The 21224-nt window shown below is 54.8% G+C and carries 21 protein-coding genes, 5 tRNA genes and 1 other RNA gene; 8 read left to right on the top strand and 19 right to left on the bottom strand.

The genetic code is table 11. From position 1 onward, the window contains the following. Positions 1–308 precede the first annotated feature (308 nt). Positions 309–680, top strand: a complete 372-nt coding sequence (locus BWI76_RS08595) for a YbgS-like family protein (RefSeq protein ID WP_004135000.1) — start codon at positions 309–311, stop codon at positions 678–680. A gap of 118 nt (positions 681–798) precedes the next feature. Beyond that, positions 799–1743, top strand: coding sequence for a CDF family zinc transporter ZitB (gene zitB, locus BWI76_RS08590; RefSeq protein WP_004135002.1), 945 nt, complete (start codon positions 799–801; stop codon positions 1741–1743). On the opposite strand, the gene pnuC is transcribed toward zitB, so the two are convergent. From pnuC to cydA, 19 genes are all read right to left on the bottom strand, one after another. After that, positions 1740–2459: a nicotinamide riboside transporter PnuC gene (gene pnuC, locus BWI76_RS08585; protein WP_049086250.1), complete on the bottom strand. Its 720-nt coding sequence runs from the start codon at positions 2457–2459 to the stop codon at positions 1740–1742. The two genes, zitB and pnuC, sit on opposite strands and share 4 nt — an antisense overlap. A 35-nt stretch (positions 2460–2494) precedes the next feature. Next, positions 2495–3538, bottom strand: a complete 1044-nt coding sequence (nadA, locus tag BWI76_RS08580; protein WP_004135004.1) for a quinolinate synthase NadA — start codon at positions 3536–3538, stop codon at positions 2495–2497. A 301-nt stretch (positions 3539–3839) separates the two neighbouring features. Then, positions 3840–3965, bottom strand: a non-coding RNA gene (locus BWI76_RS08575) — RtT sRNA. Positions 3966–3994: 29 nt separating this feature from the next. Further along, positions 3995–4070 (bottom strand) — tRNA-Lys (locus tag BWI76_RS08570). Between the two features lie 35 nt (positions 4071–4105). Further along, positions 4106–4181: transfer RNA gene (locus BWI76_RS08565), tRNA-Lys, on the bottom strand. Positions 4182–4325: 144 nt separating this feature from the next. Further along, a tRNA-Lys gene (locus BWI76_RS08560) sits at positions 4326–4401 on the bottom strand. A 3-nt stretch (positions 4402–4404) separates the two neighbouring features. Continuing rightward, positions 4405–4480 (bottom strand) — tRNA-Val (locus BWI76_RS08555). 26 nt (positions 4481–4506) lie between these two features. Further along, a tRNA-Lys gene (locus tag BWI76_RS08550) sits at positions 4507–4582 on the bottom strand. 162 nt (positions 4583–4744) lie between these two features. Next, the gene (gene cpoB / locus BWI76_RS08545) at positions 4745–5530 is read right to left on the bottom strand and encodes a cell division protein CpoB (protein ID WP_004133399.1); all 786 of its coding nucleotides are present in this window, start codon (positions 5528–5530) and stop codon (positions 4745–4747) included. 9 nt (positions 5531–5539) lie between these two features. After that, positions 5540–6064: a peptidoglycan-associated lipoprotein Pal gene (pal, locus tag BWI76_RS08540; protein ID WP_004100337.1), complete on the bottom strand. Its 525-nt coding sequence runs from the start codon at positions 6062–6064 to the stop codon at positions 5540–5542. Between the two features lie 34 nt (positions 6065–6098). Next, positions 6099–7391, bottom strand: coding sequence for a Tol-Pal system beta propeller repeat protein TolB (tolB, locus tag BWI76_RS08535; RefSeq protein WP_004133400.1), 1293 nt, complete (start codon positions 7389–7391; stop codon positions 6099–6101). A 128-nt stretch (positions 7392–7519) separates the two neighbouring features. Beyond that, on the bottom strand, positions 7520–8857 hold the full coding sequence (gene tolA / locus BWI76_RS08530) for a cell envelope integrity protein TolA (protein ID WP_004133402.1): 1338 nt from the start codon (positions 8855–8857) through the stop codon (positions 7520–7522). A gap of 105 nt (positions 8858–8962) precedes the next feature. Then, positions 8963–9391, bottom strand: coding sequence for a colicin uptake protein TolR (tolR, locus tag BWI76_RS08525; RefSeq protein ID WP_004130580.1), 429 nt, complete (start codon positions 9389–9391; stop codon positions 8963–8965). A gap of 3 nt (positions 9392–9394) precedes the next feature. Next, a complete protein-coding gene (tolQ, locus tag BWI76_RS08520; RefSeq protein WP_004100332.1) occupies positions 9395–10087 on the bottom strand; it encodes a Tol-Pal system protein TolQ in 693 nt (230 codons plus the stop codon). Further along, positions 10084–10488 carry a tol-pal system-associated acyl-CoA thioesterase gene (gene ybgC, locus BWI76_RS08515; RefSeq protein ID WP_004133404.1) on the bottom strand — a complete coding sequence of 135 codons (405 nt, stop codon included), beginning with the start codon at positions 10486–10488 and terminating at the stop codon, positions 10084–10086. The genes tolQ and ybgC overlap by 4 nt, the downstream gene beginning before the upstream one ends. 149 nt (positions 10489–10637) lie before the next feature. Further along, positions 10638–10928: a cyd operon protein YbgE gene (gene ybgE, locus BWI76_RS08510; protein WP_004100327.1), complete on the bottom strand. Its 291-nt coding sequence runs from the start codon at positions 10926–10928 to the stop codon at positions 10638–10640. Next, positions 10928–11041 carry a cytochrome bd-I oxidase subunit CydX gene (cydX, locus tag BWI76_RS08505; RefSeq protein ID WP_004100325.1) on the bottom strand — a complete coding sequence of 38 codons (114 nt, stop codon included), beginning with the start codon at positions 11039–11041 and terminating at the stop codon, positions 10928–10930. The genes ybgE and cydX overlap by 1 nt, the downstream gene beginning before the upstream one ends. 15 nt (positions 11042–11056) lie before the next feature. After that, positions 11057–12196 carry a cytochrome d ubiquinol oxidase subunit II gene (cydB, locus tag BWI76_RS08500; protein WP_004133408.1) on the bottom strand — a complete coding sequence of 380 codons (1140 nt, stop codon included), beginning with the start codon at positions 12194–12196 and terminating at the stop codon, positions 11057–11059. Positions 12197–12211: 15 nt separating this feature from the next. Continuing rightward, a complete protein-coding gene (gene cydA / locus BWI76_RS08495; protein ID WP_004133409.1) occupies positions 12212–13780 on the bottom strand; it encodes a cytochrome ubiquinol oxidase subunit I in 1569 nt (522 codons plus the stop codon). A 1215-nt stretch (positions 13781–14995) separates the two neighbouring features. Between cydA and glmS the strand changes: the two genes are divergently transcribed. Genes glmS through BWI76_RS08465 form a run of 6 tightly spaced genes read left to right on the top strand, consistent with a single transcriptional unit; the run spans position 14996 to position 21224 of the window. Further along, the gene (glmS, locus tag BWI76_RS08490; RefSeq protein ID WP_049087170.1) at positions 14996–15445 is read left to right on the top strand and encodes a methylaspartate mutase subunit S; all 450 of its coding nucleotides are present in this window, start codon (positions 14996–14998) and stop codon (positions 15443–15445) included. Then, on the top strand, positions 15445–16833 hold the full coding sequence (gene glmL, locus BWI76_RS08485; protein ID WP_049087169.1) for a methylaspartate mutase accessory protein GlmL: 1389 nt from the start codon (positions 15445–15447) through the stop codon (positions 16831–16833). Before glmS ends, glmL begins: the two co-directional genes overlap by 1 nt. Before the next feature lie 16 nt (positions 16834–16849). Next, the gene (locus tag BWI76_RS08480; protein WP_024358777.1) at positions 16850–18295 is read left to right on the top strand and encodes a methylaspartate mutase subunit E; all 1446 of its coding nucleotides are present in this window, start codon (positions 16850–16852) and stop codon (positions 18293–18295) included. Continuing rightward, positions 18295–19536, top strand: a complete 1242-nt coding sequence (locus BWI76_RS08475; RefSeq protein WP_024358778.1) for a methylaspartate ammonia-lyase — start codon at positions 18295–18297, stop codon at positions 19534–19536. The genes BWI76_RS08480 and BWI76_RS08475 overlap by 1 nt, the downstream gene beginning before the upstream one ends. A gap of 3 nt (positions 19537–19539) precedes the next feature. Further along, positions 19540–20910: an acyclic terpene utilization AtuA family protein gene (locus BWI76_RS08470; protein WP_024358779.1), complete on the top strand. Its 1371-nt coding sequence runs from the start codon at positions 19540–19542 to the stop codon at positions 20908–20910. Next, positions 20907–21224: a DUF4387 domain-containing protein gene (locus tag BWI76_RS08465; protein ID WP_004133422.1), complete on the top strand. Its 318-nt coding sequence runs from the start codon at positions 20907–20909 to the stop codon at positions 21222–21224. Before BWI76_RS08470 ends, BWI76_RS08465 begins: the two co-directional genes overlap by 4 nt.

Genomic DNA, 21224 nt, shown 5'->3' with positions numbered 1-21224 from the left:
CCAGCGTTGCCATACTTATCTAGTTAATTGCAATCCCTCCAATCTATCTCTTCGGTCAAAAAGTGTAAACATGATTTTACAGTAGCGGCAGAATATTCCTGGAAATAGGCTAAAAAACGCCATAAAGTCGCGGAATAATGGCCACAAGCTATAATTTTTAACTGTTAGAACTTAATTTTCTTTAGCATTCAGCATTATATATTAATGCCGTTCGCTAATACCGAAGCTTAAACCACAACGAGTAGAACCTCCGGCAAATGCACTGTTGGAAGAGGTAATGCGATAAATCGACATAACAGGAGCATCCAATGAAAATGAACAAGCTAACCAGTCTTCTCCTCGCAGCAACCCTGGGTCTGGCCAGCGGCGCGGCGCTGGCTGCCGATACCGGCGCGCAGTCGAATAATGGGCAGGCCAATTCAGCGGCAGACGCGGGTCAGGTCGCCCCCGACGCGCGTGAAAACGTGGCGCCCAACAACGTCGATAACGGCAAGATCAACTCCGGTTCCACTGATACCGGCGGCACAATGCTCCACCCTAACGGCTCGACCATGAACCATGACGGGATGTCGAGCGATGAAGTGCACAAGAACTCAATGTGTAAGGATGGCCGCTGCCCGGATACCGATAAAAAAGTCGGCCAGGAAGACGCGACAAAAACTGATGGTACCACGCAGTAATCAAGGTGGGATGCCAGCGTTAAGGAGAGCTAAGGCTCTCCTTTTTTCATTTTATTCACCCCAAAATGCGAATCATGTCATAAAGTAATCATCAAAATAATAATGTAGGGATGTCACCATGGGGCAATCGCACTCGCATCGTTCTCCACCATCCGCCGAAGATAAGAATGCCCGTCGGCTGCTGCTGGCGTTCTGCGTCACGGCCGGATTCATGTTGATTGAGGTCGCAGGCGGACTCATTTCAGGTTCGCTGGCGCTGCTGGCCGATGCCGGACATATGCTGACGGACGCCGCGGCGCTGCTGTTCGCCTTTCTGGCCGTGCGTTTCGCCAGTCGCCCGCCCAACGCCCAACACACCTTTGGCTGGCTGCGCCTGACGACCCTTGCGGCCTTCCTCAACGCCATCGCCTTAGTGGTCATTACTATTTTGATCGTCTGGGAGGCCATTCAGCGCTTTCATCATCCGCAGCCGGTTGCCGGTAAAACCATGATGATCATCGCCGTTGCCGGGCTGCTGGCCAATATTCTGGCCTTCTGGATCCTGCATCGCGGCAGCGAGGAGCGTAACCTCAACGTGCGCGCCGCCGCGCTGCACGTGCTGGGGGATTTGCTCGGTTCGGTTGGCGCCATTATTGCCGCGATAGTGATCCTCACCACCGGCTGGACGCCTATCGATCCTATTCTGTCCGTGCTGGTGTCGTGCCTGGTTCTGCGCAGCGCCTGGCGTCTGCTGCAGGAGAGCGTCAATGAACTGCTGGAGGGCGCGCCGCGTTCGCTTAACGTCGACGCATTAAAACGCGATTTGCGCCGCTCGATACCGGAAGTTCGCGACGTACACCACGTTCATGCCTGGCTGGTAGGAGAAAAAACGGTGATGACGCTGCACGTGCAGGTGGTACCGCCGCACGATCACGACGGTCTTCTGGACCGGATCCTCGACTTCCTGGAGCATAAGTATGAGATTGAACATATTACGGTGCAGATGGAGTATCAGCCCTGTAGCGGCCCGGAGTGCCGTCTGAACATGACGCACGCCGGGCATGGACATCATCACCACCATTAACGGGAAAACGCGTGAGAGCCGCGCTCACGCGCGCTGTTAATCCACATACGGCTGCCGTTGAGCGCGATAAATGTCAGCAGCAGGTATTCGAGCGACATCGCATAGACGCCCTGCAGGGCGAAAATCACCACGCTAATGACGTTTATAATCACCCACAGCAGCCAGTTTTCGACATATTTGCGCGTCATCAGAATCATCGCTACGACGGAGAGCACCATCATGCAGGAGTCCCAGAACGGGAAGGCGTCCGGCTGCAGCTCCGGCATGGCGACCTGCAGGCCCAGGGTTTGCATCAGCGCCACGGCAATCCGCGTCAAAAACGCGAACACCGGGTTAATAAATATCGTCATCAGGCCAATCGCCACCACGCAGGCCGCCAGCCAGCCTAACGCTTTCGGCAGCGGTAGCCAGCGGATTTGCAGTTCCGCCTGATTATCACTGGTTTGCCGCGACCAGGCGTACCAGCCGTAGACGTTGGCCGCGAAGAAAAAGATCTGCAGCAGAAGGCTGGCGTAGAGCTGGATCTGAAAGAAGATAATGGCAAACAGCGTGACGTTGATCAGCCCGAAGGCATAGTTAGCGATCTTCTCCAGGCTCGCCAGCCAGATGCACAGCAGGCCAGCGACGGTGCCGACCGCTTCAATCCACGACAGGTCATATCCCCCGGCGCCAATTGGTATATGCACTAATATGTTCTGCGTACTAAAAAAATCCATCTTATCCCCAGAGCGTTCTGTAACGCAGTAATGATCTATCCCCGAAGTGTAGCCGCAAAATCGAGCATTCTGTTTAGCGGAACCAGCGCCCCGGTCCGCAGCTGCTCATCAACATGAATTTCATGTTCAGCGCCCCCCTTCTCCAGCGCTTCAGCAATCGCCTGCAGGCCGTTCATCGCCATCCATGGACAGTGCGCGCAGCTCCGGCAGGTTGCCCCTTCGCCTGCCGTGGGCGCTTCCAGCAGCTCTTTTTCCGGTACCGCCTGCTGCATTTTGTAGAAAATACCGCGATCGGTGGCGACGATGAGCTGCGTGTGCGGCAGCGTTTTAGCGGCATTGATCAACTGGCTGGTTGACCCCACCGCGTCAGCCATATCAACAATCGCCTGCGGTGATTCCGGGTGAACCAGCACCGCGGCCTGGGGATAAAGCGCCTTCATTCTTGCCAGCGCTTGAGTTTTGAATTCATCATGAACTATACAGGCGCCCTGCCAGCACAGCACGTCTGCGCCGGTCTGTTTTTGCACATAGCTGCCTAAATGGCGGTCCGGCGCCCAGATGATTTTTTCACCCAAGCTATCAAGATGCTCAATGAGTTCCACGGCGATGCTCGACGTCACAACCCAGTCGGCGCGCGCCTTGACCGCCGCTGAAGTATTGGCGTAGACCACGACCGTACGATCCGGATGAGCATCGCAGAAAGCGCTAAACGCCTCGATCGGACAGCCCAGATCGAGCGAACACTCCGCATGCAGCGTGGGCATCAGGATGGTTTTTTCCGGACTGAGGATTTTTGCCGTTTCTCCCATAAAGCGCACGCCGGCAACCAGCAGCGTTGAGGCGGAATGTCGGGCGCCGAAGCGCGCCATCTCCAGGGAATCGGAGATACAGCCGCCGGTCTCTTCGGCCAGCTGCTGGATTTCGGGGTCGGTATAGTAATGAGCCACCATCACCGCATCGCGCTCGCGCAGCAGGCGTTTAATTTTTTCACGATAAAAGTGCTTCTCATCGCGGTTTAACGGCATTGGCTTCGGAGGAAAAGGGTAAATCGCCGCTTCCGGGTCAAACATTACGCTCATCTTGCAGTCTCGTTTCGCTGGCTTAACTTTCAGACCGTGATAATGCCTGCAGAGAGGTATTAGTCGGCCATAGTGTTTTATATGCTAAACAAGATAGCCGATTGTGCGGAAAATGTCGTGAGGAATTTTGCCCCTCAGGGAGCAGGAGCATTTCCCGGAGGCGATGCTGCGCATCTGTCCGGGCTACCGGCCCGTGCACGGGTGCGCACAACGATAAGATGGAATAGCGCAGTATGGGATAGTTGTAATATTTAAGCGAAGGCTGGATAGCAAAAAAGCGCCGCCAGCGCCATTTTTACATTGGTGGGTCGTGCAGGATGACTCGCTTCGCTCGCCCTTCCGGCCGTCGCCGCAGGCGGCTCCGTTGTCTCTCTTCGTTCGACTCAAACCTGCGGCAGGTTCGAATCTTGGATATCGCAGATAGCAAAAAAGCGCCTTTAGGGCGCTTTTTTACATTGGTGGGTCGTGCAGGATTCGAACCTGCGACCAATTGATTAAAAGTCAACTGCTCTACCAACTGAGCTAACGACCCCTTGCGGGTTTACTGCTAACTGGAACGATTCAGGATGGTGGGTCGTGCAGGATTCGAACCTGCGACCAATTGATTAAAAGTCAACTGCTCTACCAACTGAGCTAACGACCCGCTCGGGTACTTCCTGAATATTCTTCACTCGTCACCAATTTATAATTGGTGGGTCGTGCAGGATGACTCGCTTTCGCTCGCCCTACGGGCCGTTGCTGGCGCAACGTTATCCTTCACGCTTAACATCTGAGTTCGATGTTAAATTGGTGGGTCGTGCAGGATTCGAACCTGCGACCAATTGATTAAAAGTCAACTGCTCTACCAACTGAGCTAACGACCCGAGTGGTGGGTGATGACGGGATCGAACCGCCGACCCCCTCCTTGTAAGGGAGGTGCTCTCCCAGCTGAGCTAATCACCCGATACTGCGCTGGATACATCTTTTAGTGGTGGGTCGTGCAGGATTCGAACCTGCGACCAATTGATTAAAAGTCAACTGCTCTACCAACTGAGCTAACGACCCACTATTTTTGCCGCTTTGGGCTTATTCGATATCCCTTGGCAACGGCGGCATATATTACTGATTTAAGAATTCAGCGCAACAACAATTTAGATAAAGATTGCTTAACTGCTTAGGATTCATGCGACAAGACCAGAAATGATGCGATTTCTGGTCATGCCATAATCATCCGAGTGCGTTAAGGCGTTTTTGCGCTTGTTTGGCCCCATCGGTGCCAGGAAATTTACTGACCACCTGCTGGTAAACCGCCTTCGCTTTTGCGGTATCGCCTTTGTCCTGCATGATAACGCCGACTTTAAACATCGCATCGGGCGCCTTCGGGGATTTAGGGTAGTTTTTCACCACGGAAGCGAAATAGTACGCCGCATCGTCTTTTTTACCCTTGTTGTAATTCAGCTGACCGAGCCAGTAGTTGGCGTTCGGCTGGTAGGTTGAATCAGGATACTTTTTGACGAAGTTCTGGAAAGCCGCCATGGCGTCGTCCTGGCGGGAAGGATCCTTCACCAGCGCAATAGCCGCGTTGTAATCGGTGTTGGCATCGCCGGTTGACGCCGGAGCGCCTGACGAAGCCGCCGGCGCGCTAGCCGCAGCCCCCTGATCGCCCGCTGAGGTCTGGGTTTGCGCACCCGTTGCGCCGCCGCCGCTGCTCAGACCATCGATCTGCAGCAGGATCTGCTTCTGGCGCTCAACAACCTGATTCAGCTGATACTGGCTTTCCTGGATTTGACCGCGCAGGGAATCAATATCGGACTGATTATCGGAGAGTTGCTGCTGGAGTTGGGTTAAAAGCTGGCTGTGCGCATTGGAAATACGCTCGAGTTGAGTGACGCGGTCTTCGACCGAGCCTGAGCCGACACTACTGATTGGCGCCTGAGCAAAAGCGGCCCAGGGGGCCGCTATGCCAACCAGTAACGACAGACTCAACAGATGATGTCTGAAGTTACTGCTCATGCAATTCTCTTAGTAAACCAGTACGGCGCGACGGTTTTTGGCGTAAGCCGCTTCGTCGTGGCCCAGTACTGCAGGTTTTTCTTTACCGTAAGAAACGATGGAGATCTGGTCAGCAGAAACACCTTTGCCCTGCAGATACATCTTAACGGCGTTAGCACGACGCTCACCCAGAGCGATGTTGTATTCCGGCGTACCACGCTCATCCGCATGACCTTCTACGGTCACTTTGTAAGACGGGTTGCTACGCAGGAAGTTTGCGTGCGCGTCCAGCATTGCAGCGAAGTCAGAACGGATATCGTATTTGTCCAGATCGAAGTAAACGATATTGTTCTGCTGCAGCTGTTGCATCTGCAGACGAGCCTGCTCTTCGGAAGACATGTTGCCGCCGTTAGCGTTACCGTCCATACCAGTGCCGGCACCCAGCATGCCTTCACCGCTCTGGTCGTTGCTGGCGTTCTTGTTAGAAGAACATGCCGCGATTGCCATAACCGGCAGAGCGATCAACAGCCCTTTCAGCACTTTGTTCAGTTGCATTTCTTTGATTCCTTTAATAATCAATTATTTATTATCACAGATACGGCGACCAGGCAGGTGATTTTACCTGTCCATCAGTTGCCGGAAGACGCGCTTTGAAACGCCCATCTGTAGAAACCAGATTCAGCACGGATCCCATCCCCTGAGAAGAGCTGTAGATTACCATAGTGCCGTTAGGTGCCAGACTTGGCGTTTCATCTAAAAACGTTGATGACAGAACCTGTACACCACCCGCTTCCAGATCTTGTTTGGCAATGTGCTGCTGACCGCCGGCCGAGCTTACCATTACCATAGTTTTACCATCAGCGCTCACGTCAGCGTCCTGGTTTTGTGAACCTTCCCAGGTAATACGCTGCGGCGTACCGCCGTTAATATTGACTTTATACACCTGCGGACGACCCGCCTGGTCGGAGGTAAAGGCCAGGTTCTGGCTATCCGGGAACCAGCTTGGTTCGGTGTTGTTGCTACGACCGTTGGTCACCTGACGAATCTGACCAGAGCCCAGATCCATCACGTACAGGTTCAGGCTACCGGTTTTCGACAGGGCGAAGGCCAGTTTGCTGCCGTCCGGCGAGAATGCCGGCGCGCCGTTGTGCTGCGGGAACGAAGCAATCTGACGAACGGAGCCGTTAGCCAGCGTCTGCACAACCAGCGCAGAACGACCGCTTTCGAAGGTTACATAGGCCAGCTTCGCGCCGTCCGGAGACCAGGCCGGAGACATCAGCGGCTGGGTGGAGCGGTGAACGAGGAACTGGTTGTAGCCATCGTAGTCGGATACGCGCAGTTCGTACGGGAACTGGCCGCCGTTGGTCTGCACCACATAGGCGATACGGGTACGGAAGGCGCCCTTGATGCCGGTCAGCTTCTCAAATACAGCGTCGCTGGCAGCATGCGCGGCATAGCGCAGATACTGTTTTGTGACTTTAAATGAGTTCTGCGCCAGCACGGTACCCGGCGCGCCGCCGGTATCAACCAACTGGTAGGCCACGTTGTAGGAGCCGTCAGGGTTTTGCGTAACCTGACCCACTACGACGGCGTCAACGCCCAGCGCAGACCATGCCGCTGGCTGCACTTCCTGAGCGCTGCCCGGCTGCTGAGGCAGACGCGAGCGATCGAGCGGATTAAACTTGCCGCTGTTGCGCAGGTCAGCCGCCACGATACCGCCCACATCTTCCGGCGCAGCACCCTGCCCCGCCCACTGGAACGGCACAACGCCGATTGGGCGTGCCGAGTCGACCCCTTGGGTAATCTCGATGCGTACTTCTGCGTGCAGCACTGCCGCCCACAGCATTAAAAAACCAAATGCTACTCGTAATGCCTGCTTCATCATATCTCCCTTATCCAGGCGGAAAGCCCACGATAATTTAGCAGAATGTTAACAAACTCAAATACACAAAACTACCAAAACCCTGGGACTACCGAAGTTTGTTTTCCCCGCATAAACGGGGAAAACGATTACTGAGGTTTGAAGTCCAGTGGCGCATTTTTGAATGTTTCATAAACAGCCTGCGACGGCGGTTTAGGGAACTTCGTCATCCGGCTCGTTGCCGCCAGCATTTGCTGACAGAACGCCGGATCGCCGCCTTCCGATTTCACACTTAACAGCGTTCCATCCTGAGCCAGATTCACACGTAAAGTACAGGTTTTACCCTTATAGGTATCCCAGTCATAGAGATGACCTTTAATCGCAGCCTGAACCTGTGAAATATAGCTATTAATCTCAGCCTGGGATGCCCCACCCTGCCCCTGCTTACTTCCTTTAGCAGGAGATGAGCCCCCAGCGCTACCGCTGGTATTACCTTTCGGCGCATTCTTACCGGAGCTCAGGTCGCCGAGAAGATCGTCAACGCCGTTGGCCTCTTTGGCCGCAGCGGCTTTCTTCGCGGCGGCGGCCTTAGCGGCGGCGGCTTTCGCCGCTTTGTCCGCGGCGGCCTTCTCTGCTGCTGCGGCTTTAGCTGCCGCGGCTTTCTCGGCGGCGGCTTTTTCCGCTGCGGCGGCTTTGTCGGCTGCCGCTTTCTCGGCAGCGGCTTTCTGCGCGGCGGCTTTTTCTGCCGCTTTTTCTGCCGCTTTTTCGGCGGCCGCTTTTTCTGCAGCGGCCTGTTTCGCCGCTTCCTGCTGCGCTTTTTTCTCTGCCTGCTGCTGCGCTTTCTTCTCAGCTTCCTGCTGAGCTTTCTTCGCCGCATCGGCTTCGGCTTTCTTCTGCGCGTCCGCAGCCGCTTTCGCGGCTTCCGCTTCTGCCTGTTTCTTCGCATCCGCCGCCGCTTTCGCCGCGGCCGCTTCGGCGGCTTTCGCCTGAGCATCGGCCTTCGCTTTCGCGTCAGCGGCGGCTTTGGCGGCAGCTTCCTGCGCCTCTTTCGCCTGTGCGTCCGCTTTGGCTTTGGCCGCTGCGGCGGCTTTCGCCGCGGCTTCTTCCGCCTGTTTCTGCTGCTCTTTCGCCTCTTTAGCCGCTTCCTGCGCCTGCAGACGATCCTGTTCCAGCTGTTTCAGCCGTTCCTGCTCAGCGGCCTGTTTTTCACGTAGCTCTTCCGCCTGCTGCTGAGCCTGCTTTTCACGCTGCTCGGCAGCGCGGCGGGCGCTGGCCTGCTGCTGCTGTTGGCGGTCATAATTCTTTACAACCGCCCCCGGATCGACCATTACCGCATCGATAGAGGACCCCCCGCCGCCGCCGGCAGAAGCATCCAGATGCTCGTCAAACGAACTCCAGATCAGCAGCGCTATCAATACGATGTGCAGCGCGACTGATACTATGATCGCTCGTTTAAGCTTGTCGTTTTGTTCGGTTGCCTTTGACACTATCGGTTCCCAAAAACTGTTCGCCTGTTCCCGTTATACGACGTCCGCCGCGGGACGCTGTTGTCCCAAAGCCGACATGCTGACGGGCGTGCATATTGCGAGCGATTAGATCGGCTTGGTCATCAAGCCAACCGATTTAACCCCTGCGCTATGCAACAGGTTAAGCGCTTTAATAATCTCATCGTATGGCACCTCTTTAGCGCCGCCGATCAGGAACACCGTTTTCTCATTCGCCTCAAGTCGACGCCGGGCTTCCGCAATAACCTGTTCCGGCGGCAGCTGCGATAGCGTTTCCGGGCCAACTTTCACGCTGTACTGCCCGACGCCGGAAACTTCAACGATCACCGGCGGCTCATCATTGCTTTTCACCGCCTGCGATTCCGTTGCGTCCGGTAGGTCGACCTCTACGCTCTGCGTAATGATCGGCGCTGTCGCCATAAAGATCAGCAGCAGCACCAACAGGACATCCAGCAGCGGAACGATGTTGATCTCGGACTTCAGTTCGCGACGCCCGCGTCCACGTGCTCTGGCCATGGCTTACCCCTTATTGCTTTCGCTGCTGGTAAACGCCTGACGGTGCAGAATAGCGGTGAACTCTTCCATAAAGTTGTCGTAGTTCAGCTCAAGTTTGTTCACGCGCTGGTTCAGACGGTTATAGGCCATAACCGCTGGGATAGCGGCAAATAGGCCGATAGCCGTCGCGATGAGCGCTTCTGCGATACCCGGCGCCACCATTTGCAGCGTCGCTTGTTTTACCGCGCCCAGCGCGATAAAGGCGTGCATGATCCCCCAAACGGTGCCGAACAGACCGATATACGGACTGATAGAGCCGACCGTACCGAGGAACGGGATGTGGGTCTCCAGGGATTCCAGCTCGCGGTTCATCGAAATACGCATCGCGCGCGATGCCCCTTCGACAATCGCTTCCGGCGCGTGGCTGTTCGCACGATGCAGACGGGCAAACTCTTTGAAACCGCTGTAGAAAATTTGTTCCGAACCGGTCAGATTATCGCGACGGCCCTGGCTTTCCTGATACAGGCGAGAAAGCTCGATACCGGACCAGAATTTATCTTCAAACGCTTCGGCTTCACGTGACGCCGAGTTGAGGATACGCGTTCTCTGAATAATGATGGCCCAGGAGGCGATAGAAAAACAAACTAAAATCAACATGATAAGTTTAACCAGAAGGCTCGCCTTCAGGAACAAATCAAGGATATTCATCTCAGTCACTGCTTAAACTCCGCGACAATAGACTTGGGAAGCGCACGAGGCTTCATTAAGAGTGGATCAACGCACACGATAAGAACCTCAGCTTCATTCAAAACGACGTTCTCGGCGTTGACGATTCGCTGCGTGAAAACCAGAGTAGCACCGCGCATTGCGGTTATCTCCGTCTGGATTTCGAGCATGTCGTCGAGTCTGGCGGGCGCAAAATACTCGAGAGTCATTTTGCGAACCACAAAGGCAACTCGTTCAGCCAGCAAAACCTGTTGGCTGAAGTGATGATGGCGCAGCATCTCTGTGCGTGCTCTTTCATAGAAAGCGACGTAGCTGGCGTGGTAAACCACACCACCGGCGTCGGTGTCTTCGTAATAGACCCGAACCGGCCATCGAAACAGCGTTTTATTCACTTTACATCCCGGTAATGCAACAAAAGGTTAGTGCTTTCAAACTTCGCTACTATACGCGCGGGAATCGTGGTTTGGAATGGGGGAAAGTAAACGAGGAGTAAATTTTTATGGGCTTATGCAAGCCCATATGGTTAACAGAGATTTCTTATTCAAAAGAAGAAAAAGAACAGGCCTAAAACGAGCACAATATCAGCGATAAGCGGACAAAAAATTCCCTGCCAGTGAATGGCTCGCGGACGGAAGCCCACGCCGTGGATAACGCCGGTACAAACCGCCCACATCAGCAGGAAACCGTGCCAGATTTCCAGCTCGCTGGTTTTGGCCGCAAAGCGCGACGGATCCCAGAAGATGCAGCCCGCCAAAGCCAGCGCCATCAATAAGGAAAGCGCCCTTAACGGGCGCTTGTCCATTATCGCATACAGAGTAGCGATAATACTCATCAGTGTTCTTCTTTACCTGCTTTGGTCGCTTCCACGTGCTCGAGCGCCAGCGCGGTAATCACCCCAAAGGCACAAGCAAGAAGCGTTCCCAAAATCCATGCGAAATACCACATATATAGCTCCTTACCTTAGTACAGCGAATGGGTGTTCTTTTCGATGTCTTCGCGCGTAATGCGACCGAACATTTTCCAGTAACACCAGGTGGTGTAGGCCAGAATAATCGGTACGAAGACAATCGCTACGTAAGTCATCACGTTCAGCGTCAGCTGGCTGGAGGTCGCGTCCCACATGGTCAGGCTCGCGTTCATCGCCGTGCTTGACGGCATAATGAATGGGAACATGGCGATACCGGCAGTCAGAATGATGCACGCCAGCGTCAATGAGGAGAACAGAAATGCCCACGCGCCTTTGTCCGCTTTGGTCGAGATGACGGTCAGCAGCGGCAGCGCCACGCCCAGGGCAGGAATCGCCCACAGCGCCGGCATGTTATTAAAGTTCACCATCCACGCACCGGCCTCACGAGCCACTTCTTTGGTCAGCGGGTTAGACGGGCCGGTATGATCCATCACCGATTTCACCACATAACCGTCGATGCCGTAGTAGACCCAAACGCCCGCCAGTGCGAAGCCGATCAGCGTCACCAGCGCCGCCACCGTAGAAACGGAGCGGGTGCGCAGGTGCAGTTCACCCACGGTACGCATCTGCAGGTAGGTCGCGCCCTGCGTCAGGATCATCGCCACGCTGACAATACCGGCCAGCAGGCCAAACGGATTCAGCAGCTGGAAGAAGTTGCCGGTGTAGTACAGGCGCAGATATTCATCAACGTGGAACGGAACGCCCTGCAGCAGGTTACCGAACGCCACGCCAATCACCAGCGGCGGCACGAAGCTGCCGACGAAGATGCCCCAGTCCCACATGTTGCGCCAGCGGTTGTCCTCAATCTTCGAGCGGTAGTCGAAACCTACCGGGCGGAAGAATAACGACGCCAGCACCAGGATCATTGCCACATAGAAGCCGGAAAACGCGGCGGCGTAGACCATCGGCCAGGCGGCAAACAGCGCGCCGCCGGCGGTGATCAGCCACACCTGGTTTCCATCCCAGTGCGGGGCGATGGCGTTGATCATAATTCGACGCTCGGTGTCGTTACGACCGAGGAAACGGGTGAGCATCCCCACCCCCATGTCGAAGCCATCGGCGACAGCAAAACCAATGAGCAGAATGCCAATCAGCAGCCACCAGATAAAACGCAATACTTCATAATCGATCATTTGACGACTCCTGTCTTAGCGTGCCGACTGAATAGCCGCAGAGGACTGTTCAAAGTGATAGCGACCGGTTTTCAGGCTGCTTGGTCCTTTACGGGCAAACTTGAACATGAGGAACAGTTCAGCCACCAGGAACAGCGTGTACAGGCCACAGATCAGCACCATTGAGAAGATCAGGTCGCCTGCGGTCAGCGACGAGTTCGCGACAGCCGTTGGCAGCACCTCACCGATAGCCCACGGCTGGCGACCATATTCGGCGACAAACCAGCCGGATTCAACGGCAATCCACGGCAGCGGCAGACCATAAAACGCAGCGCGCAGCAGCCATTTTTTCTCACCAATGCGGTTGCGAATCACGCTCCAGAAGGAAGCGCCGATAATCAACAGCATCAGCACGCCGCACGCCACCATGATACGGAAGGCGAAGTACAGCGGCGCAACGGCAGGAATAGAGTCCTTGGTCGCCAGCGCAATCTGCTCTTCCGTCGCGTCAGAAACGTTGTCGGTATAGCGTTTTAGCAGCAGACCGTAGCCAAGATCCTTCTTCACGTCGTTAAACCGATCGCGAACGGCCTGGTCGGTTGAACCGGCACGCAATTGCTCCAGCAGCGCGTACGCTTTCATCCCGTTACGAATACGCTCTTCGTGCTGAACCATCAGGTCTTTCAGGCCGGTAACCTGTTTATCCACGGAGCGAGTCGCAATAATGCCCAACGCGAAAGGGATTTGAATCGCGAAGCGGTTCTCCTGCGCCTTCTGGTCAGGAATACCAAACAGGGTAAAGGCCGCCGGAGCAGGCTGAGTTTCCCATTCCGCTTCGATAGCCGCCAATTTGGTTTTCTGCACGTCGCCCATTTCGTAGCCGGATTCATCACCGAGAACAATAACGGAGAGAATCGCCGCCATACCGAAGCTGGCTGCGATAGCGAAGGAGCGCTTGGCGAAAGCAAAGTCGCGGCCTTTGAGCATATACCAGGAGCTGATGGCAAGAATGAACATCGCGCCGGTCACGTAGCCTGACGCCACGGTGTGAACGAACTTAACCTGAGCGACCGGGTTCAGAACCAGCTCGGAGAAGCTGACCATCTCCATACGCATGGTTTCAAAGTTGAAGTCCGACGCAATCGGGTTCTGCATCCAGCCGTTAGCGACAAGGATCCATAGAGCCGACAGGTTGGAGCCCAGCGCCACCAGCCAGGTAACGGCCATGTGCTGAACTTTGCCCAGACGATCCCAACCGAAGAAGAACAGACCTACAAAGGTAGATTCGAGGAAGAAGGCCATCAAACCTTCAATGGCCAGCGGCGCACCGAAGATATCGCCCACGTAGTGAGAGTAGTAAGACCAGTTAGTCCCGAACTGGAACTCCATGGTCAGACCGGTTGCCACACCCAGCGCAAAGTTGATACCAAACAACTTGCCCCAGAACTTGGTCATATCTTTATAAATCTGTTTGCCGGAAAGGACGTAGACCGTTTCCATGATGGCCAGCAGGAACGCCATACCTAGCGTCAGTGGCACAAACAGGAAGTGGTACATCGCGGTCAAGGCAAACTGTAAGCGCGACAGTTCGACTATATCTAACATCATGACTCCTTGCTCATCGCATGAAGACTCCGAGAGTGAACCCCGTTAGAAAGGGTCACACGCATGCCCCAATACAAATTTATTTGCTTCTTCTCACTACGCCCGTTTTCTCTTTCAAGAATGCGGAGGTACTGAAAAGTTACAAACATGTTAACAAAACACCCAAATTGATCCCGTGATTATATTACGCTGCAAAACCCTTACAATAAATAGGTTTTTATTGTGATAAATTTGCAGTTTTCGACAGCGATCAATTTTTAGCGAAAATACCAGATTTCGGTCAATTTGATCCGCGACAATTTAACTCCATTTCGCGGTCTTTTCCAAGTTTTAAACATTGATTTAAATCAATTTTCATTTTAAATGTTAATTATGTATATCGTGTGCCTCACAGGTAAACACCAAGTTAACAATATGTTTTTCAAGAGTATCATCAGTTACTGAAAATGATAGTCCATTTATTTCGTCGCTGAGGGGAATTTAATGAGCTGAACGCTGATCGCGTAAATGTGGTTATCAGTCGATAATGCCGCGTAGCTCACAGATTTTTTTTATCAAGTTAACGCCATAAATTTTTTTCTTATTAGATTTATCATTGCATTTACTTAAAATTAACACAATTGCGTAACTATCTCATTATCAAGTAAACGCAGCGCCTTTTTTTTCTTTTGGTGATGCAAAGCGTCCTTCTCTTTCGCGGTATCATCTACATCGCGCTTTTATCCTCGCCACGTGACGCTTGCCGGCCCTCCCCCTTTCATCAACAAAAATGAAATATAAATTGCACAAATCACCATTTTATATCTTTAATCTAACAAATTGCCCGCGCCACATATAAAAATCAGCACATAAATTCCGTTACTACGCTCACAGAAAAATTTAAAGAAGTGTATTCATCGCTTATTAGCGAAGGCAAAATCAAGACGAAATATAAAATAAGACCTTGCTCACAAACATCGCATTATATTTATTACCAGGATTCAAGCAGAAATAAATCCAGACAATAAATAAAAATATAACATCATGATATAAAAGAAGTTTTTCACGCAAAATCAAAAACGAGAGTTTTTTGAAAGATATTCTGAAAATAGATCAATTGCTTCCCCTCTGCGAACCACAGACACTCCAGCCCTATTAACAGGCGGCCATCATCAACGCTGCAAATATTAGAAAGTCGTTTTTATTTTTTACCATTAGCCTTACAGAGGATTACCCATGAAGAAATCAACACTTGTTATTGGCGTCATTGGTGCTGACTGCCATGCAGTAGGCAACAAAGTCCTGGACCGCGTTTTTACTGCCCATGATTTTCGCGTAATCAATCTGGGCGTGATGGTCAGTCAGGATGAATATATTGATGCCGCCATCGAAACCGGCGCGGATGCCATCGTCGTGTCGTCTATTTACGGCCACGGCGACATCGACTGCCTGGGGCTGCGCGAACGCTGCATCGAGCGCGGTATTGGCGACATCCTCCTTTACGTTGGCGGCAACCTGGTGGTTGGTAAACATGATTTTGCCGACGTCGAGGCCAAATTCAAAGAGATGGGTTTCAATCGCGTCTTTGCCCCAAGCCACGATCTGGAAGACGTCTGCCAGCTGATGGCGAACGATATCAACCAGCGCCACGGCGTTGAACAGCAGTGTCTGGAAGAGGCTATCTGATGCAAACCGTCTCTGTCGATATCGGCTCGACGTGGACCAAAGCGGCCCTCTTCGCACAGGAGGGGGATGAGCTGACGCTGGTAAACCACGTTCTGACCCCGACCACTACCCATCACCTGGCGGAAGGCTTTTTTGCCAGCCTGAACCAGGTGCTCAACGTTGCCGATGCGCGCCCGCTGCTGAACCGCGGTGACGTGACGCTGAAATACTCTTCATCGGCAAAAGGCGGCCTTGCCGTCGCGGCGATGGGGCTGGTGCCGTCTATTACCCTGGAATCAGCGAAAGTCACTGCCCACTCGGCGGGGGCCAAAATCGCCCAATACTACGCCTACAAGCTCAACCGTCACGATATCCAGGAACTGGAAGCCACGCCGCCGGATATCCTGCTGTTTACCGGCGGCACCGACGGCGGCGAGGAGAGCTACGGCCTGGCCAACGCCCACGCGCTGGCGGAGTCAAAGCTTGACTGCGCCATTATCTATGCCGGAAACCGCGATATTCAGGACGAGGTTCAGGCCATCCTCGGCCACAAAGATTTGACCACGGTAGACAATATTCTGCCCGACCTCGATCACCCGAACCCGTACGCTGCCCGCAAGGCGATTTGCGATGTCTTCTTATCCCGTATCGTCAAAGGCAAAGGGCTGGACGTTATCGTCGCTGAAACCGGCGAAGAACCGATGCCGACGCCGTGGACCGTCTACGAGCTGGTGAAAACCATCAGCCATTACGACAGCGCATGGAAAGAGTTCATGCTGATTGACATGGGCGGGGCCACCACCGACGTCTACTCCGCCTGCGCCAACACGCTCTCCCCGGATACCGTTCTGCACGGGGTGCCGGAACCGTTTGTAAAACGGACGGTGGAAGGCGATCTCGGCATGCGCGTTTCGGCGGTCGTGGTCGGTGAAAGTACCCGGGAGCTGGTGAATGCGGTGTTTGCCCACCAGCCGCAGCGTCAGGAGGCCTTTTACCGCTACCTGCGCCATCTGGTCGCGCAGCCGGATTATCTGCCGGTTAACGAGGAAGAAAAATATTTCGACACCGTGCTGGCCGGGCTGTGCGTTGGCTACGCCAGCGAACGCCACGCGGGCACCAAAAAACAGGTGTGCACCTGCGTGGGCAACGTCGATTTACAGATGGGCCGCGATCTGACCACGGTGAGCAAAGTCGTGGGTTCCGGCGGATGGCTCTCCCGCGCCAGCCGCTTCGACATCCAGAGCTGGCTGAAATATCGCGAACTGGATGACGACGGCCGACGCATTCTCTTACCGACCCGGTTTGACTATTACCGCGATGCAAAAGGCCTGCTTCCGCTGCTGGCAAACGTTGCCAGGCTCTACCCCGAGCTCGCCGCTCGCACCAGCATTCACTGTTTAACCCTATAAATGAAGGCAGCTACGAATGGAACTTCGAAATAAAAAATTAACCCATGACGAATTCATGACCGAGCGGCATCAGGTATTGCAGACCTGGCATACCGGCAAGGACGTTGAGCACTTCGAAGATGGCGTGAAGTACCAGCAAACCATTCCTGAGAAAAAACGCTTTTCTCACGCTCTGCTGAAGGCCGACCAGGAAGGTAAAACCCTGAGCCAGCCGCGCGCGGGCGTGGCGCTGATGGATGAACACATCGCGCTGCTCAAAACCCTGCAGGAAGAGTGCGATCTGCTGCCGAGCACCATCGATGCCTATACCCGCCTCAACCGCTACGAAGAAGCGGCGGTCGGGATCCAGAAATCCATCGAGGCGGGGACCTCCAAACTGAACGGCCTGCCGGTGGTTAACCACGGCGTCGCCGAATGCCGGCGGATGACCGAAGCGCTGGAAAAACCGGTCCAGGTACGCCACGGTACGCCGGACGCGCGCCTGCTGGCGGAAATCTCCATGGCCAGCGGCTTTACCAGCTACGAAGGCGGCGGTATCTCCTACAACATTCCCTACGCCAAGCGCGTCACTCTGGAGAAGTCGATTCGCGACTGGCAGTACTGCGACCGCCTGATGGGCCTGTATGAAGAGCACGGTATCCGTATTAACCGCGAACCGTTCGGCCCGCTGACCGGAACCCTGATCCCGCCGTTTATGTCCCACGCGGTGGCGATTATCGAAGGCCTGCTGGCGCTGGAACAGGGCGTCAAGTCGATCACCGTCGGCTACGGCCAGGTCGGCAGCCTGACCCAGGACATCGCAGCCATTCGATCTCTTCGCGAGCTCTCCCACGAGTACTTCGGCAATTACGGTTTCGACGATTATGAGCTGAGTACCGTCTTCCACCAGTGGATGGGCGGCTTTCCGGAAGATGAATCGAAAGCGTTCGCCATTATCTCCTGGGGCGCGGCGGTAGCCGGGATGTCCGGCGCCACTAAAGTAATCACCAAGAGCCCGCACGAAGCGTTCGGTATTCCCACCGCGGCAGCCAACGCGCAGGGGCTGAAGGCCTCCCGCCAGATGCTCAATATGGTCAGCGATCAGAAGTTCCCGCCGTGCGCCGCCGTTGATCAAGAAGTGGAACTGATTAAAAGCGAAGTCCGCGCAGTACTGAAGAAAGTGTTCGAGCTGGGCAACGGCGATATCGCCCGCGGTACGGTGCTGGCCTTCGAGGCGGGCGTTCTGGACGTGCCTTTCGCTCCGGCTTCCTGCAACGCCGGCAAAATTCTGCCGGTTCGCGACAATTCCGGCGCTATCCGCGTGCTTGAAGCCGGCGCGGTACCGCTGCCGAAAGACATCCTCGCCCTGCACCACGATTACGTCGCCGAACGCGCGCAATTTGAAGGACGCAAACCCTCATTCCAGATGGTTGTTGATGACATTAACGCGGTATCCCACAGTAAATTAATAGGAAGACCATAATGAAAATTAAACAGGCCCTTTTCACCGCTGGCTACTCTTCATTCTATTTTGACGATCAGCAGGCGATTAAAAACGGCGCGGGTCATGATGGATTCATTTATACCGGTGCTCCGGTAACGCCAGGCTTCACCTCGGTACGCCAGGCGGGTGAATGCGTGTCCGTCCAGCTGATTCTGGAAAACGGTGCGGTGGCGGTCGGCGACTGTGCCGCCGTACAGTACTCGGGCGCGGGCGGCCGCGACCCGCTGTTCCTCGCGGAAAATTTTATCCCGTTCCTCAACGATCATATTAAACCGCTGCTGGAAGGCCGCGATGTCGATACCTTCCTGCCGAACGCCCGCTTCTTCGACAAGCTGCGCATCGACGGCCATCTGCTGCATACCGCCGTCCGCTATGGTCTTTCCCAGGCGCTGCTCGATGCGACCGCGCTGGCCAGCGGTCGCCTGAAGGCGGAGGTGGTTTGCGACGAATGGCAGCTGCCCTGCATCCCGGAAGCGATTCCGTTATTTGGTCAGAGCGGCGACGATCGCTACATCGCCGTGGACAAAATGATCCTCAAGGGCGTTGACGTCCTGCCGCATGCGCTGATCAACAACGTCGAAGAGAAGCTGGGCCTGAAAGGCGAAAAGCTGCGTGAGTACGTGCGCTGGCTGTCCGATCGCATCCTGAGCCTGCGCGCCAGCCCCCGCTATCGCCCGACGCTGCATATCGACGTATACGGCACCATCGGCCTGATTTTCGATATGGACCCGGTTCGCTGCGCCGACTATATCGCCAGCCTGGAGAAAGAGGCGCAGGGTCTACCGCTGTATATAGAAGGCCCGGTGGATGCGGGTAACAAACCGGACCAGATCCGCATGCTGACCGCCATTACCAAAGAGCTGACCCGCCTCGGTTCCGGCGTAAAAATTGTCGCCGACGAGTGGTGCAACACCTACCAGGACATCATTGACTTTACCGATGCCGGCAGCTGCCACATGGTGCAGATCAAAACCCCGGATCTCGGCGGCATTCATAACATCGTGGACGCGGTGCTGTACTGCAACAAACACGCGATGGAAGCCTATCAGGGCGGTACCTGTAACGAAACCGAGATCAGCGCCCGCACCTGCGTTCACGTCGCGCTGGCCGCGCGTCCGATGCGCATGCTGATCAAGCCGGGTATGGGCTTCGACGAAGGTCTCAACATCGTGTTTAACGAAATGAACCGCACCATCGCGCTGTTGCAGGCTAAGGATTAAGAGATGGCTCGTACCTTTAAGATCTTATCGCCCACGGCTATCCTCGGCTATGGCTTCCCGGAAGAGAGCTTTCGTAAAGCCATGGAAGAGTCGCCGGATCTGATTGCCGTTGACGCCGGTTCATCCGATCCTGGCCCCCACTACCTGGGGGCGGGCAAACCCTTTACCGACCGGGCCGGGGTGAAACGCGATCTGCGCTATATGATCGTGGCTGGCGTGAAAAACAATATCCCGGTGGTGATCGGCACTGCCGGAGGATCCGGCGCCGCGCCGCATCTGGAGTGGTGTCGGCAGATAATCCATGAGATTGCGCAGGAAGAACATCTGTCATTCTCCCTGGCGTTGATTCCGTCTGATGTCGATAAAGCGATCGTTCATCAGGCGCTGGATAACGGCAAAATCACTGCCCTGGATTTTGTGCCGGAACTGACTCATGAGGCCATTGAAGAGAGCACCTATATCGTCGCCCAGATGGGGATCGAACCCTTCCAGCGGGCGCTGAAGGCCGGCGCCCAGGTAGTGCTGGGCGGGCGGGCGTACGATCCGGCCTGCTTCGCGGCGCTGCCGATCATGCAGGGCTTTGATGAAGGTCTGGCCCTGCACTGCGGCAAAATTCTCGAGTGCGCGGCCATAGCCGCCACGCCGGGCTCCGGATCCGATTGCGCTATGGGGATTATCGACGACAACGGCTTTACGCTGAAAGCGTTCAATCCAAAGCGTAAGTTTACCGAAACGTCTGCGGCGGCGCATACGCTGTACGAGAAGTCCGATCCGTATTTCCTGCCCGGTCCGGGCGGCGTGCTGAACCTGAAAGGATGCACCTTCACAGCCGTCAACGAGGGCGAAGTGTACGTCAGCGGTTCTCGTCATGAAACGACGCCGTACGCGCTGAAGCTGGAAGGCGCACGCCAGGTCGGCTTCCGCTGCCTGACCATTGCCGGAACGCGCGATCCGATCATGATTGCCGGGATCGACACGATTCTCGAAGAGGTACAGGCCAGCGTTAAGCGCAACCTCTCGCTCGCTGACGACAGCATCCGCATGACCTTCCATCTGTATGGAAAAAACGGCGTGATGGGCAATCACGAGCCGATGAAAACCGCCGGGCATGAACTGGGCATTTTGCTCGATGTCGTTGCGCCGACCCAGGATATCGCCAACAGCGTCTGCTCGCTGGTGCGCTCTACCCTGCTGCACTACGGCTATGAAAACCGCATTGCGACCGCGGGCAACCTCGCCTTCCCGTTCTCGCCTTCCGATATTCAGAGCGGCCCGGTATACGAGTTCTCAATTTATCACCTGATTGAAGCCAGCGACGCGCTGCGCTTTGACTTCCATATCGAACAGGTGACGCCAGAAGGAGTTCAGGCATGAAACAATCCCTATGCTCACTGGCGCAGGTGATCCGTTCCAAAAACGCCGGACCGTACGAACTGGTTTTAGATATTTTATTTAAAACCCGGGAGGATTATCAGCGGGTAAAACGTTCTGAACTATTAACTCCGCAGCTCATTGCCGGTTTATATAACGTGAAGCCTGATTTTATTCATCGTATTGTCTGGTTCGATCCGGCCAACGCGGTAAAAATCGTCATGCCACGGACTATTATTTCCGGCAACGTCGGAGACAATGATGTTTATGGCGCTCAGCAGCATGCGCCGTTATTAAGTATTGAGTTCGACCTGTAA

This window comes from Klebsiella sp. M5al, assembly GCF_002090195.1.
Taxonomy (GTDB): domain Bacteria; phylum Pseudomonadota; class Gammaproteobacteria; order Enterobacterales; family Enterobacteriaceae; genus Klebsiella; species Klebsiella grimontii.
The sequence above is the reverse complement of the archived record's forward strand: the minus strand, read 5'-3'. Positions and strand labels throughout refer to the sequence as shown.

Coding starts and splice junctions, on each gene's coding strand:
- BWI76_RS08595 (WP_004135000.1), top strand. CDS start 309: ATGAAAATGAACAAGCTAACCAGTCTTCTCCTCGCAGCAACCCTGGGT.
- zitB (WP_004135002.1), top strand. CDS start 799: ATGGGGCAATCGCACTCGCATCGTTCTCCACCATCCGCCGAAGATAAG.
- pnuC (WP_049086250.1), bottom strand. CDS start 2,459: ATGGATTTTTTTAGTACGCAGAACATATTAGTGCATATACCAATTGGC.
- nadA (WP_004135004.1), bottom strand. CDS start 3,538: ATGAGCGTAATGTTTGACCCGGAAGCGGCGATTTACCCTTTTCCTCCG.
- cpoB (WP_004133399.1), bottom strand. CDS start 5,530: ATGAGCAGTAACTTCAGACATCATCTGTTGAGTCTGTCGTTACTGGTT.
- pal (WP_004100337.1), bottom strand. CDS start 6,064: ATGCAACTGAACAAAGTGCTGAAAGGGCTGTTGATCGCTCTGCCGGTT.
- tolB (WP_004133400.1), bottom strand. CDS start 7,391: ATGAAGCAGGCATTACGAGTAGCATTTGGTTTTTTAATGCTGTGGGCG.
- tolR (WP_004130580.1), bottom strand. CDS start 9,391: ATGGCCAGAGCACGTGGACGCGGGCGTCGCGAACTGAAGTCCGAGATC.
- ybgE (WP_004100327.1), bottom strand. CDS start 10,928: ATGAGTATTATCGCTACTCTGTATGCGATAATGGACAAGCGCCCGTTA.
- cydX (WP_004100325.1), bottom strand. CDS start 11,041: ATGTGGTATTTCGCATGGATTTTGGGAACGCTTCTTGCTTGTGCCTTT.
- cydB (WP_004133408.1), bottom strand. CDS start 12,196: ATGATCGATTATGAAGTATTGCGTTTTATCTGGTGGCTGCTGATTGGC.
- cydA (WP_004133409.1), bottom strand. CDS start 13,780: ATGTTAGATATAGTCGAACTGTCGCGCTTACAGTTTGCCTTGACCGCG.
- glmS (WP_049087170.1), top strand. CDS start 14,996: ATGAAGAAATCAACACTTGTTATTGGCGTCATTGGTGCTGACTGCCAT.
- glmL (WP_049087169.1), top strand. CDS start 15,445: ATGCAAACCGTCTCTGTCGATATCGGCTCGACGTGGACCAAAGCGGCC.
- BWI76_RS08480 (WP_024358777.1), top strand. CDS start 16,850: ATGGAACTTCGAAATAAAAAATTAACCCATGACGAATTCATGACCGAG.
- BWI76_RS08475 (WP_024358778.1), top strand. CDS start 18,295: ATGAAAATTAAACAGGCCCTTTTCACCGCTGGCTACTCTTCATTCTAT.
- BWI76_RS08470 (WP_024358779.1), top strand. CDS start 19,540: ATGGCTCGTACCTTTAAGATCTTATCGCCCACGGCTATCCTCGGCTAT.
- BWI76_RS08465 (WP_004133422.1), top strand. CDS start 20,907: ATGAAACAATCCCTATGCTCACTGGCGCAGGTGATCCGTTCCAAAAAC.